General features: G+C 61.1%; 15 protein-coding genes. 8 read left to right on the forward strand and 7 right to left on the reverse strand.

The window, feature by feature from the left end; all coding sequences use genetic code 11:
* Positions 1-22: 22 nt before the first annotated feature.
* The 5 genes from BM174_RS01725 to BM174_RS01745 all read left to right on the forward strand — a co-directional run bounded on the left by BM174_RS01725 (position 23) and on the right by BM174_RS01745 (position 3431).
* Entirely contained in the window at positions 23-448 is a 426-nt protein-coding gene (locus BM174_RS01725) for a hypothetical protein (RefSeq protein WP_093922084.1), read from the forward strand.
* Between the two features lie 118 nt (positions 449-566).
* Complete coding sequence (gene pyrC / locus BM174_RS01730; RefSeq protein WP_093922085.1) at positions 567-1844, forward strand: dihydroorotase; 1278 nt, start codon at positions 567-569, stop codon at positions 1842-1844.
* Positions 1844-2452 (forward strand): glycerol-3-phosphate 1-O-acyltransferase PlsY, encoded by a 609-nt coding sequence (gene plsY, locus BM174_RS01735; protein WP_093922086.1) that lies wholly within the window; start codon positions 1844-1846, stop codon positions 2450-2452. The genes pyrC and plsY overlap by 1 nt, the downstream gene beginning before the upstream one ends.
* The gene (locus tag BM174_RS01740) at positions 2449-2736 is read left to right on the forward strand and encodes a hypothetical protein (protein WP_245766234.1); all 288 of its coding nucleotides are present in this window, start codon (positions 2449-2451) and stop codon (positions 2734-2736) included. Before plsY ends, BM174_RS01740 begins: the two co-directional genes overlap by 4 nt.
* Positions 2737-2750: 14 nt before the next feature.
* The gene (locus tag BM174_RS01745; RefSeq protein ID WP_093922087.1) at positions 2751-3431 is read left to right on the forward strand and encodes a hypothetical protein; all 681 of its coding nucleotides are present in this window, start codon (positions 2751-2753) and stop codon (positions 3429-3431) included.
* Positions 3432-3489: 58 nt separating this feature from the next.
* Here BM174_RS01745 and BM174_RS01750 read toward each other — a convergent pair whose 3' ends face one another.
* The 3 genes from BM174_RS01750 to BM174_RS01760 all read right to left on the reverse strand — a co-directional run bounded on the left by BM174_RS01750 (position 3490) and on the right by BM174_RS01760 (position 6218).
* Positions 3490-4860: a glutamate--cysteine ligase gene (locus BM174_RS01750; protein WP_093922088.1), complete on the reverse strand. Its 1371-nt coding sequence runs from the start codon at positions 4858-4860 to the stop codon at positions 3490-3492.
* Positions 4861-4921: 61 nt separating this feature from the next.
* Positions 4922-5449, reverse strand: a complete 528-nt coding sequence (locus BM174_RS01755) for a hypothetical protein (protein WP_093922089.1) — start codon at positions 5447-5449, stop codon at positions 4922-4924.
* A gap of 31 nt (positions 5450-5480) precedes the next feature.
* The gene (locus BM174_RS01760) at positions 5481-6218 is read right to left on the reverse strand and encodes a 16S rRNA (uracil(1498)-N(3))-methyltransferase (RefSeq protein ID WP_093922090.1); all 738 of its coding nucleotides are present in this window, start codon (positions 6216-6218) and stop codon (positions 5481-5483) included.
* 11 nt (positions 6219-6229) lie between these two features.
* Here BM174_RS01760 and ubiA point away from each other — a divergent pair, with 11 nt between their 5' ends.
* From ubiA to BM174_RS01775, 3 genes are all read left to right on the forward strand, one after another.
* Positions 6230-7192: a 4-hydroxybenzoate octaprenyltransferase gene (ubiA, locus tag BM174_RS01765; RefSeq protein WP_093922091.1), complete on the forward strand. Its 963-nt coding sequence runs from the start codon at positions 6230-6232 to the stop codon at positions 7190-7192.
* Positions 7193-7253: 61 nt separating this feature from the next.
* Complete coding sequence (locus BM174_RS01770; RefSeq protein ID WP_093922092.1) at positions 7254-9200, forward strand: OmpA family protein; 1947 nt, start codon at positions 7254-7256, stop codon at positions 9198-9200.
* Positions 9193-9519: a hypothetical protein gene (locus tag BM174_RS01775; RefSeq protein WP_093922093.1), complete on the forward strand. Its 327-nt coding sequence runs from the start codon at positions 9193-9195 to the stop codon at positions 9517-9519. Before BM174_RS01770 ends, BM174_RS01775 begins: the two co-directional genes overlap by 8 nt.
* 98 nt (positions 9520-9617) lie before the next feature.
* Here BM174_RS01775 and BM174_RS01780 read toward each other — a convergent pair whose 3' ends face one another.
* The 4 genes from BM174_RS01780 to uvrC form a co-directional block, all read right to left on the reverse strand.
* Entirely contained in the window at positions 9618-10061 is a 444-nt protein-coding gene (locus BM174_RS01780) for a molybdenum cofactor biosynthesis protein MoaE (protein WP_093922094.1), read from the reverse strand.
* Between the two features lie 2 nt (positions 10062-10063).
* A complete protein-coding gene (gene moaD, locus BM174_RS01785) occupies positions 10064-10309 on the reverse strand; it encodes a molybdopterin converting factor subunit 1 (RefSeq protein WP_093922095.1) in 246 nt (81 codons plus the stop codon).
* Positions 10309-10974 carry a CDP-diacylglycerol--glycerol-3-phosphate 3-phosphatidyltransferase gene (pgsA, locus tag BM174_RS01790; protein ID WP_093922096.1) on the reverse strand — a complete coding sequence of 222 codons (666 nt, stop codon included), beginning with the start codon at positions 10972-10974 and terminating at the stop codon, positions 10309-10311. Before pgsA ends, moaD begins: the two co-directional genes overlap by 1 nt.
* A 122-nt stretch (positions 10975-11096) precedes the next feature.
* Entirely contained in the window at positions 11097-12962 is a 1866-nt protein-coding gene (gene uvrC, locus BM174_RS01795; RefSeq protein ID WP_093922256.1) for an excinuclease ABC subunit UvrC, read from the reverse strand.
* Between the last annotated feature and the right edge of the window lie 42 nt (positions 12963-13004).

Here is a 13004-nt window from a genome sequence, read left to right on the forward strand (position 1 = left end):
CTGATGCTCTGGGTCGGCTGAGATGGGCCCGGTTTTAAGCTGGGCCCCGAAACGCGATGTATTTCTGCGCCGCAGCTTGATGCTCGGGATGGCGACATTTGCCATTCTGGCAGGGGTCGGGCTGATCGCTTCCTCATTGCTGGAGTTACCGCTTGCTTGGGTTCTGCCTGTTGGTGCGCTACTGACGCTTGGGTTTCTCGTCGACGATATTCTACGCTGGCGCACCTATAAATTTGACCGCTGGCAGATTTCCGATGGCCATTTGCTGCATGAGGACCGGGACGGTTCGGTCAGCATCCCGCTTGGCGATATCCGCAAGGTCATGACGCGCATCGGCAATCGGGTGGTGGTGGAATTGGCATCGGGCCAGCGCATCACCCTGCGCTATCTGCCATTTCCCACCGAGACAGCCGAGCAAATCCGCGACAGGCTGCCGCGGCCCGTCTAAGCCCGCAAACGGGGTTGGCAGAAGCAACGGGGCGCAACATCCGCAATTCGCTCTTGGTTCAGCGGGCATTTTAGGGCAAGACACCGCGAACGGCACGCCCCTGCGATAAAGGCCCTGAATGACCCTTCATTTCACCAATGCCCGCCTCATTGACCCCGAAGCCGGCAGCGTCACCATCGGCTCTGTCCTTGTTGAGAGTGGCAAAATTACCCAAGTCGGCGCGAATATTACAGCGCCTGCGGAGGCCACGGTGATCGATTGTCGCGGCAAATACCTTGCCCCCGGCATTGTCGATCTGGGCGTTAAGGTCTGCGAACCGGGTGAGCGGCACAAGGAAAGCTATCGTTCCGCCGGATTGGCCGCCGCTGCAGGCGGGGTCACTACGATGATCACCCGCCCCGATACCGACCCTACCATCGACAGCCCCGAAGTGCTCGAATTCGTCACCCGCCGCGCCAATGAGGCAGCACCTGTCAATGTCGTCCCGATGGCGGCGCTGACCAAAGGCCGCGCCGGTCGCGAGATGACCGAGATCGGGTTTCTGATGGATGCGGGTGCGGCGGCCTTTACCGATTGCGACCGTGTGATCACCGATACCAAAGTATTTTCTCGCGCGCTGACCTACGCCCGCTCGCTGGGTGCGCTTGTCATTGCCCACCCGCAGGACCCGGGGCTCAGCAAGGGTGCTGCCGCAACCTCCGGCAAGTTCGCTTCGCTGCGCGGCTTGCCCGCCGTGTCGCCAATGGCCGAACGGATGGGGCTGGACCGTGACATTGCGCTGATCGAGATGACCGGCGCACGCTATCATGCCGACCAGATCACCACCGCCCGCGCCCTGCCCGCGCTGGAACGCGCCAAGCGCAACGGGCTCGACATCACCGCAGGTGTCGGCATTCATCACCTCACGCTCAACGCGCTGGACGTGGCCGACTACCGGACCTTCTTCAAGCTCAAGCCACCGCTGCGCGACGAAGAAGACCGCCTTGCCGTGGCCGAAGCCGTGGCCTCCGGTTTGATCGACATCATTTGCAGTATGCACACGCCGCAAGACGAGGAATCCAAACGCTTGCCGTTCGAGGAAGCGGCCTCCGGTGCTGTCGGGCTCGAGACATTGCTGCCCGCCGCGATGCGGTTGGTGCATGCTGAACTGATGGACATGGCGACCCTATGGCGGGCGCTGTCGTTGAACCCTGCCAAGCGGCTTGGCCTGCCCGGTGGGCGGTTGTCGGCGGGCGCACCTGCCGATCTGGTGCTTTTCGATGCCGATGCGCCCTTTGTGATGGACCGCGCCACCCTCCGCTCCAAATCCCGCAACACCCCGTTTGACGGCACGCGCATGCAGGGTAAGGTGCTGGCAACATACGTTGCCGGAACCTGTGTATATGAGGCCGCCTGATGCCGATAGTTGATAGCTCTGTCACGATTCTAACGCTTTGGGCGGTGGTCGGTTACCTCTTGGGGTCGATCCCCTTTGGCATGGTGCTGGCGAAGTTCATGGGGCTGGGCAACCTGCGCGAGATCGGGTCCGGCAACATCGGTGCCACCAATGTACTGCGCACCGGCAACAAGACGGCGGCTGCGCTGACACTGGTTCTGGACGCGGCCAAAGGGGCGGTGGCAGTGCTGATCGCGCGGATGTTCGCGGGCGAGGATGCCGCACAGATCGCGGCGCTGGCGGCGATGTTGGGCCATTGCTATCCGGTCTGGCTGGGCTTTCGCGGTGGCAAGGGCGTGGCGACGTTTCTGGGGATTATGCTGGCACTATCCTGGCAGGTTGGTCTGGCATGCTGTCTGGCTTGGGCGATTGCGGTTGCCGTGTCGCGCACATCCTCCATCGGAGCGATTGCCGCAGCGGCGGCATCGACCTTTCTGCTGATACTGTTGGGCTACGGTCAGGGGTTCGTCCTTGGCGTCGTGCTGACATTGCTGATCTTCTGGCGGCACCGGGCGAATATCTCCCGCATCCGCGCGGGCTCCGAGCCCAAGATCGGCCAGAAAACGTGACACCCCCTGCGGACCTGCCCGCCCTCTTGGCGGCGGTTCCGGCAGGCACCAGCACTGGCCGCGCTTGCGACAAACGCTATATCGTCACCCGCAACCAGTTTAACGCCGGACGGTCGACCAAACTGGTGGCAGAAGAACTGGGCGGCGGGGATTACATCAGCATGAACTTTTACAATCTGGCCAGCGGCCCAAGGCTCTATCCCTGCGAAATGCCCGCCGAGAAGGTGATCGCCTTTTTGCGCGCCTATGTTGCTGATCCCGTGCCAACCCCTTGCGCAGACTGAACCGGAGCGTTCTCATGTCCATTCTACCCGCCCTGAAATATCTGGCTTGTGCTGCATTTATGGGCGTCACTGCGCTGCCTGCCACGGGCGAGACTTTCGCGGTTAAACTTGGCGCCACCACGCTGGGCACTCTGGAGTATGCCAGCGATGGCGGCTCAGCGCGGCTGGTTTCGCAATTGAACAACACGCCGCTGGGGGTGTTTAACGGCAGCTTCACCGGCACCTCGAAGACCATTTCGGGTGCGCGTGAATTCGTCGGGGTCAGCAAATCGTCGCGCAAAGATCGCACGGTCACGGTCCAGATTGCAGATGGCCGCGCCATGATGACCAAGGTCATGCCCGAGGATGAACTCACGGCCCTGTCCAATCCCGCGAAAGTGCCTGCGGGTGTCGTCGATCCTGTGGTCGGTGTAGGGTTGCTCGCTTCTGCGCGGTCGGGCTGCCCTGATACCGTCACGATCTATGACGGGCGGCGCGTCATTGCGCTCTCGCCAGCGGGCAGCGCATTGGAGGGTCAGGTGCTGACGTGCGAGTTCGCCTACCGCGTGATTGCAGGCCCCGGCCACCTGTCGCCGCTCAAGATATCCTCGGCCAAGATGCAGCTTGTCTATGCCACGGGCGCGGGCCCGCAGGATCTGCGCCGGATCAGCCTGAAGTCGGGTATTTTTGCTGTGGTGCTGGACCGGACGGACTAAACCGCGCGACCCACCAGAGCGAACACCGCCACGGGTTCGCAGCGGTGCATCTTGCCCATCAGTAGGAATAATCGGCGTAGATCCGGCTCAGATCGCCGTTCCACTTGCCGTGGTAATCCTCAAGCATCTCGTCGGCGGGGACCTTGCCCGTCTCGAGGCTGTCTTTCAGCGCGTTCAGGAAATGCGTCTCGTCAGGCACCATGCCGCCCGCGCCCTCACGGGCCCGCGCTTTCAAGCCTGCCTCGGACAGAGCAACTGCCTCCCGCGCGATTTCGTGCATGTTAATGCCGGTGACCTTGGCCTGTAGCCCGTCGATGGAGGCTGCGACCCGCAGCGCGTCGCGCTGTGCCTCGGTCCAGCCCTTGACCAGATCCCAAGCGCCATCCAGTGCCGTCTGGTCATACATCAGGCCGACCCAGAAGGCGGGCAGCGCACAAAGGCGACGCCAAGGGCCGCCATCCGCGCCGCGCATTTCTATGTATTTTTTTATCCGCGCTTCGGGGAAGGCGGTGGTCAGGTGGTCGGCCCAATCGCTCAAGGTCGGTGTCTGGCCCGGAAGCGCAGGCAGCTTGCCTTCAAGAAACGCGCGGAAAGACTGGCCCAGAGCGTCGATATATTTGCCATCGCGGTAGACAAAATACATCGGCACATCGAGCGCATACTCGACCCAACGCTCGAAACCGAAGCCCTCTTCGAACACGAAAGGCAACATGCCGGTGCGCGAGGAATCAAGGTCGCGCCAGACACGGCTGCGCAGCGACTTGTATCCGTTAGGCTTGCCCTCAAAGAACGGCGAGTTGGCAAACAGCGCGGTGGCGACGGGCTGCAACGCCAGCGCGACGCGCATCTTCTGCACCATATCGGCCTCGGAGCCGAAATCGAGGTTTACCTGCACGGTGCAGGTGCGGCGCATCATCACGCGCCCCATGGTGCCGACGCGGCCCATGTATTCGTTCATTAGCTTATAGCGGCCCTTGGGCATCAGATCCATCTGCTCGTGGGTCCAGACAGGTGCCGCGCCCAGTCCGATAAAGCCTGCGCCGATCTCGTCCGCCACGTCCTGCACTTCGCGCAGGTGTGTGTTCACCTCATCGCAAGTCTCGTGGATTGTCTCAAGCGGTGCGCCGGAAAGCTCAAGCTGGCCGCCGGGTTCAAGCGAGATATTCGCGCCGTCTTTTTCCAAGCCGATCAGCTTGTCGCCTTCACGGACCTCGGCCCAGTTGTGGCGGTCGCGCAGCCCTTCGAGCATGACGCGGATCGAGCGTTCGCCCTCATAGGGCAGCGGCAGCAGGCTGTCTTTGCAATAGCCGAACTTCTCGTGCTCGGTGCCGATGCGCCAATCTTCTTTGGGCTTGCAGCCGTCCGCGAGAAACTCGGCCAGTTGTTCGTGCCGTTCGATCGGGCCACCGCCGGACTGGGGAATAGACATGGGGGAGGCTCCGATAATTGGTTTCAACGCCGCAAAGGGATGCGGGGAATTTGGGGGGGTGTCAATGCAGCAAGGCAGGCTTTGTCGGTTCTGTGACCCGCTGCCAGATCACCACGGTTTGGTGGCGGTCGCTGCGCAGCTCGGCCAGCATGCGGCTGGTGCGCAGGCCCGGCAAGACGGCGAAGGCATCAAACAGCGCCTCTGATCCGGCTGCGTTCACGGGGATGAGCAGCGCAGTTTCACCGTATTGCTCCAGCTTCCAATGGGCCGGAAAGAGCGTGCCATCAAGGCTGAGGCGATCCAGTTCGGCCAAAGCGACAGTGCCGCCGGTCAGCGGACCGAAATAGCTCACCCGCCCCTCGTCGACCTGCACAGCACCTGGGCCCTGTCCGTCTTTGCGAAAACGCGCCCGCTGCACCCCGAGCCACGTCAGGATGCCTCCGCCCGCGATAAGTGCGTAGCCCGGATAGGCCAAAAGCCAGCCCGGCGCCGCGGCGAGATAGGCCCCCAGCACCGCCAAAGCCACACCGACGCCGACTTCGCGCCAGCGCCAAAGCTCGGCGCTCGCCTCGGGGCGCAGAAAGCTCATGCTGTCACCGGCGCATTTTTCGTTTTGCGTCTCATCCGTTCGCTCCCCAGTCGCCAAAGGCCTGCTGCCAAACCGTCATCGCCGCTACTGCTGCCGTATCGGCCCGCAGGATGCGCGGCCCGAGCGAGATCGCATGCGCATACTCAAGCCGGTGCAACCGCTCCCGCTCCCGCTCCGAAAAGCCGCCCTCGGGGCCGATCAGGATCGCCCACGGCCCTTGCGGATTCTCGACGCCAATCAAGCCAGCAGCACCGCCGACCAGCCCTTCGTCACAAAACATGATTCGCCGCGTCGGGTCCCAATTGGCCAGCAACCGGTCCAGTCGCTGCGCCTCGGTGACCTCGGGCACATAGGTGCCACCGCACTGCTCTGCGGCTTCAACGGCATGGGCCTGCAAGCGGTCGCGCTGCACCCGTCCGGAATTGGTGAACTCGGTCATCACCGGCACAATCCGCGCGGCCCCCATTTCGGCGGCCTTTTCGACAATAAAGTCGGTGCGGGTCTTTTTGATCGGGGCGAAGAGCAACCATAGGTCCGGCGGCATCTTGAGCGGGGCCGATTGCGTGACACAGACAAGTGCCCCGCCGCGCTTGCCCGCTTCGACCACCTGCGTTTGCCATTCGCCATCACACCCGTTGAACAGGGCGACAGCATCGCCCAAGCCCTGCCGCATCACCCCAAAGAGATAATGCGCCTGTCCTTTGTCCAAAGGAACCGTTTGCCCCTCACCCAAGGGGTGATCTACATAAAGTCTGATTTTAGCACTCATAGGCCTGATATATGCAAGAGCAGCCTCCTTCGCCAGATGCACCGGTCGCAGATGCGCGTGCCGATAACTGGGTCGACCGTTATGCCCCTGCATTTGCGCGGCCCTATTTGCGGCTCAGTCGGGCGGACCGGCCTATTGGGACATGGCTGTTATTGCTGCCTTGCTGGTGGGGGCTGGCGCTGGCGATGCTCTATGATCAGTCACCGCGCTGGTTTGATTTGTGGATTTTCGTGGCTTGCGGTTTGGGCGCATTTTTAATGCGCGGTGCCGGATGCACATGGAACGACATCACCGACCGGCACATCGACGATAGGGTCGCGCGCACCCGGTCGCGGCCCATTCCATCGGGCCAAGTCAGCGTCAAAGGCGCTGTGGCATGGATGGCGATCCAGTGTTTGCTGGCTTTGTGCATTCTGCTGACCTTCAACCGTGCGGCGATCTCGCTGGGGGTGCTGTCACTCCTGCTGGTAACAATCTATCCCTTCGCCAAGCGCTTTACTTGGTGGCCACAGGTGTTTCTCGGCCTCGCTTTCAACTGGGGCGCCTTGCTGGTTTGGACCGCACATACCGGCAGTCTCGCCTCTCCCGCAGTGCTGCTTTACGGCGCGGGAATTGCATGGACGTTATTTTATGACACCATTTATGCCCACCAAGACACCGAAGACGACGCGCTGATCGGGGTTAAATCCACTGCGCGGTTGTTTGGCGAAAATACCGCCCACTGGCTGCGACGGTTCTTGATGATCTCGGTCGGGTTGATGGGGCTGGCAGTCATTTTTGCCGCAATGCCGAATGCCTCGATCCTTGCGCTGGTCATTGCGCTCGGCGGGCCATGGGCGATGGGTTGGCACATGGCATGGCAGTTGCGCGGTCTCGACATCCACGATCCCGCGAAATGCCACCACCTGTTTCTCGTTAATCGCGATACCGGCATGATCCCGCTGTTGTTTTTCGCAGCCAGTTTGCTGGTATGATTGCACCCCCTGCCCGTGCGGCGTATCAAAGCGACAACAGACAACAACTAAAAGACACCGCATGCGCCTTTCCGCCCTCCTGACAATCGCCCTGACCTTTTCGGCTGCGGCAGTCGTTTCCTTGGTGGCGGCGAACTTTTCCGTGAAACTGATCGAGGAAAATTCCGAGATCGGCGTGCGCGATGCGCTGGACGATCAAGGCATGACATGGGCCGAAGTGCAGGCAGACGGGCTTCAAGTCACGCTCGCGGGCATCGCCCCCTCCGAAGCCGTACGCTTTCGCGCGCTGACGACTGCCGGTTCGATTGTCGATGCAGCGCGGGTCATCGACGAGATGGAAGTCACTGCCCAAGCCGCCATCGCACCGCCGCGTTTTTCTATCGAAGTGCTGCGGAATGATTCGGGTATTTCGATCATCGGGTTGATTCCCGCCAGCACCGACCGCGAAGATACGATTGCCCGGTTCATGAAAATGGCCGGCGACGACAATGTCGCAGACCTACTGGAATCTGCTGACTACCCCGCCCCTCCCGGTTGGGAGCAGGCATTATCCTTTGCCATCACCGCAATGGCAGGGCTGCCCCGCGCTAAGGCCTCGGTCGACGCAGGCCGCGTTGAAATTACTGCGATCGCCGACAGCGCCGAGGCCAAGGCCCGCATGGAAGCGAAGCTCAAGAAATCCGCGCCGGCAAGCCTCAGACTATCGCTGAATATTGCCGCGCCGCGACCGGTGATCACCCCCTTCACCCTACGGTTCCAGATCGACGAAGAAGGCGCACGTTTTGACGCCTGCTCGGCTGATACTGTCGCCGCCCGCGTCCGCATCCTCGCCGCTGGCACCCGCGCCGGTGTGACGGATCCGGCGCGCTGCACAGTTGGTCTTGGCGTGCCGACGCCAAACTGGTCCGAAGCCGTGTTGCAGGGTATCGACGCCGTACATCGCCTTGAAGGGGGATCGGTCACCTTCGCCGACGCTGATATTACACTCGAAGCCCTGCCCGGCAGCGACCAAGCCACTTTCGACCGCGTCGTCGGCGAGCTTGAAGCCAGCCTGCCCGAAGTCTTCGCCCTGCGCGCCAAACTGCCCAGCGTCGTCGATCCTGATGCAGGCCCGCCCGAATTCACCGCCACGCTCAGCCCCGAAGGTCAGGTGCAATTACGCGGCCGCCTGAGCGACGAAGAACAGCGCGTGCTCGCCGACAGCTATGCCAAGGCACGATTCGGGTCGGCCAAGGTCTATACCGCCGCGCGGCTCGCGGAAAACCTGCCCGCCGACTGGACCCCGCGTATCCTCAGCGGCCTAGAGGCTTTGGCCGCCCTCAGCAGCGGCACCGTTGTGGTGACCCCCGACACCCTGACCGTAACGGGCAATACCGGAAATCCTGATGCCAGTACTGAAATTGCCTCGTTGCTCGCAGGCAAGCTGGGGGATGGTGCCGCCTATGACATCGATGTCGATTATCTCGAAAAGCTCGACCCGGTGCTGGGCCTGCCGACCCCCGATGAATGCGAAGCCGAAATCAGCGAAATCCTGAAAGTTGGCAAAATTAATTTCGAACCCGGAAGTGCGACAATCGACGCCTCCGCCTTGGGCACGATGGACGACATCGCCGAAATTCTGAAGCGCTGCGGCGACTTGCCGTTGATCATTCAAGGCTTCACCGACAGTCAGGGCCGCGAAGAGATGAACCTCGCCCTATCGCAAAGCCGCGCGGAATCAGTGCTGAACGAACTGCGCGCCCGCCGCGTCCTCACCGGCTCCTTTGAGGCGAAAGGCTACGGCGAAGAGAACCCGATCGCCGACAACAAGTCCGAAGAGGGCCGCGAGGCCAACCGCCGGATCGAGTTTCGACTGAAGCGCACCGAAACGGGTGCACAAGAAGAACAAACAACACTGGAATCCGCTGCCGAAACCAGCGATACAGCAGATACCGGTGATACACCGGACAGCGACAACAACGCCGAATCCGGCTCCGAAGACACGACAGAAGGCAGCGGCGATGAGTAGAACCGAATTTGTTCTGGCAACGGCGATCATCCTGTTCGTGGCATTCTGCCTCGGCTGGTTCGCAAACTGGCTCCTGCACCGCTTTACCCGTGTGGCCGCCGATGATGTCGCCCAGCTGGACCGGATGAGCCAGGAACTTCATGAGGCTGAAGAAACTCGTGATCAGGCGATCACCTATCTGCAGCAGCGCGAAGCCGAATTGACCAACCAACTGGCTCAGACCGAAGCGGAATTGCGTGCAGCGATGGACGGTTTGCGCGATGCACGCCACGAAGCCGAAGAGATGCGCGCTCACATCGATCGCCAGCAAGCGAGCTAGAGCGCCGATCTACATTTCACTTTGTGACTAAAAAAATCCTGCCGGCGGCCTAAAAGCTTAGAAGCTCCGGCGACGCCTAGCGCGTATAATGCCGCAGATCACCAGCGCTTTAACGCATCCTCGTCCGCGTCTTTTGACGCCACCCAAGTCGCCCCGCCGTCAGTAATCTCGCGCTTCCAGAATGGCGCACGAGACTTCAGGTAATCCATCAGAAAATCTGCCGCCTCGAATGCGGCTTTACGGTGTGGGGCGGCGGTGGCGACCATCATGATCACCTCGTCCGGCGCCAAACGGCCATAGCGGTGTATAACCAGCACATCGCCCAACGCAAATCGCGCCATCGCCTTCTGCGCCATCTCGCGCAGCGATGCCTCGGTCATGCCAGGATAGTGCTCAATTTCCATCGCCTGCAAATCACCTTCGGGAGAATTGCGCACAATGCCGGTAAAGGTCACCACGGCCCCCTGCGAGGTAAGCCCCGTGGAAAACGCGGTGAGTTCCGCACCTGCGTCAAAGGCCGCTTCTTGAACAGAGATCCGCATGCTCAGCCGCCCGTCATCGGCGGGAAAAACGCAACCTCGCGGACACCGGCCAATGGCGCGTCAAAGTCGCGCAACTCCTGATCTACTGCGACCCGCAAGGCCGCAAGGTCACTAAAGGCCACGGCATAGCGCTCCTCACGGGCCACCAATTCGGCAACCAGCTCGCGCACCGTCGCGGCTGTGGTTTCAATCCGCTCGCGCGGCAGCCCGATGCGTTCACGTACCCAAGCGAAATACAAAACATCCATCAGCGGTTCTCCCTCAGATGGGGCAGCGCCTTGATCAGATAATCCGCGCCCGTTATCGCTGTCAGTGCCGCCGCGATCCACAACAGGATCACCCCGATCTGTCCGGCCCACTGCATGCCCGCCAGTTTCCAGCCCAGCCCCAGAACATCGGCCTCATTGCCGTCCAGAATGGCCTCGATCATTTCCTCATCCATGCCGAATACCGACATGCCAAGATAGTGCTCGAACACGCCTTGGCTGAACAGCACCGCAATCGCGATCATCTGCAGCGTGGTTTTCCACTTGGCCAGTTTGGTCACCTTCAAGGTGCCCGACACATCCCCCAGAAACTCCCGCAGGCCTGATACAAAAACTTCGCGAAACAGGATCAGCGTCGCGGGCAGGACCAAAGACGGCGACCAGCTTGAGAAGGCAACGATCACCATCAGCGCGATCACCACCATCGCCTTATCGGCAATCGGGTCCAGCATCGCGCCGAGTTTTGTCTCCTGCTTCCACGCCCGCGCAAGATACCCGTCAAACCAATCTGTCGCCGCCGCCGAAACAAACAGGATCAGCGCAAACCAGTCAGCGTAAGGGCGCGTGAAATAAAGAAACATCACCGCAACACCCGGTGCGGCAAGCAACCGCAGAACGGTCAGGATATTCGGGAGGTTCCACTTCATATTCTCACCCTACAACGCTCTGCAAAGAGGTAAAAGCGCGAAGACAGCTGCGCGCTCTGGCGCTAGATACCCATGAAATAGTCGGCAATACCAGTAGGCGGATGAACCTGCTTGGCCTGCGCTTAGCCGCGTTCATGAAAATACGCGTAAATTGTCTCTGCCAAAGCGCCCGAGACCCCTTCAACCGCTTTAAGATCGCTCAAATTGGCCCGCCCCACAGCCTTGGCCGAGCCGAAATGCGCCAACAACGCGCGTTTGCGCGCCGCCCCGACACCGGGCACATCGTCCAAGGGCGTAGCACCAACCGCCTTGGCCCGCTTGGCGCGGTGGGTGCCAATCGCAAAGCGGTGGGATTCGTCGCGCAAACGCTGGACGAAATACAGCACCGGATCATTGTGCCGCAGCGCCATCACCGGCTTGCCGACGCGGTAAAACTCTTCTTTGCCTGCATCACGGTCCACGCCCTTGGCCACCCCCACCATAGGAATGTCCTCCACGCCAAATTCGCGCATGATCGACGCCACCGCCGAAACCTGCCCCGCACCACCGTCAATCAGCAACAGGTCCGGCCAGGTGCCACTTTTGCGGTCGGGGTCTTCCTTGATCAGCCGCTTAAAGCGCCGCGTCAGCACCTCTTTCATCATGCCAAAGTCATCGCCCGGCGTCAGGCTGTCACCGCGAATATTGAACTTGCGGTACTGGTTTTTCAACAGCCCCTCCTGCCCCGCCACGATCATCGCGCCAACTTCATTGGTGCCCTGAATATGCGAATTGTCGTAAACCTCGATGCGCGTCGGCGGCGCGGGCAGGTCAAAGGCATCTGCCAGCCCTTGCAGCAGCCGCGTTTGCGTAGCGGATTCGGCCATTTTACGGGCAAGACTTTCACGTGCATTGCGCAGCGCTCCATCGACTAGCTCGGCCTTCTCGCCACGTTGGGGGACCAAAATCTCGACTTTACGGCCCAGTTTGCCAGAAAGCGCGTCGGCCATCAGATCGGGGTTATCGATCTCGTTCGATAGGATCAGCTGCGGCGGCGGTTCGCGGGTGTCGTAGAACTGACCGATAAAGGCTTCCAGCACCTCGGGCGGTTCCACGTCATCGCCCACGCGGGGGTAATAGTCGTGATTGCCCCAGTTTTGATTGGCGCGAATGAAGAACACCTGCACGCAGGCCTGCCCATTCTCAAGATGCAGCGCGATGACATCGGCCTCGGCCACGCCTTTGGGATTGATGCCCTGCGCGGTCTGCACCTGTGTCAGCGCCTTGATCCGGTCGCGCAGGGCCGCTGCCCGCTCGAACTCCATTGCCTCGGACGCGGCCGCCATTTCGGAAGCCAGCCGCGACTGAATGCCCGTGGTCTTACCGCACAAGAACTTCTCAGCGTCCTGAACGGTTTGCAGATAGTCTTCGGGCGTGATCCGGCCCACGCAAGGCGCGCTGCAACGTTTGATCTGGTGCTGCAAACACGGGCGGGTCCGGCTTTCAAACATCGAATCCGAACAATCGCGGAGCAAGAAGACCCGCTGTAGCTGGTTGAGCGTCCGGTTCACCGCGCCTGCGCTGGCGAAGGGGCCGTAGTAATTGCCCTTTTCCTTCTTTGCGCCACGATGTTTTTTAATCTGCGGATACGTCGCGCTGGCAGTGACGAGAATATTCGGAAAGCTCTTATCATCACGCAACAGCACGTTGTATTTGGGCTTGAGCTGCTTGATCAGATTCTGCTCAAGCAGCAACGCCTCGGTCTCGGTTTTCGTCGTCAGAAACATCATCGCTTCGGTCGCGGCGATCATCCGCGCGATTCGGCCCGAGTGCCCCGTCGGGCGCGCATAGCTGCTGACCCTTGCCCGCAAATTCCGCGCCTTGCCGACGTAAAGCACCCGACTTTCGCCATCCAACATCCGGTAAACCCCCGGCGAGGAGTCAAGGGTCTTCAGGTAGTTCTGGATTACCTTGTGACCCCGGAGTGGTTTATCGGGCGCAGTCGTCATATCGGGCGTGATTCTTTCATTGAGCTGTACCATGGCGCAGTC

The organism is Sulfitobacter brevis (genome assembly GCF_900112755.1).
GTDB classification, from domain to species: Bacteria; Pseudomonadota; Alphaproteobacteria; order Rhodobacterales; family Rhodobacteraceae; genus Sulfitobacter; species Sulfitobacter brevis.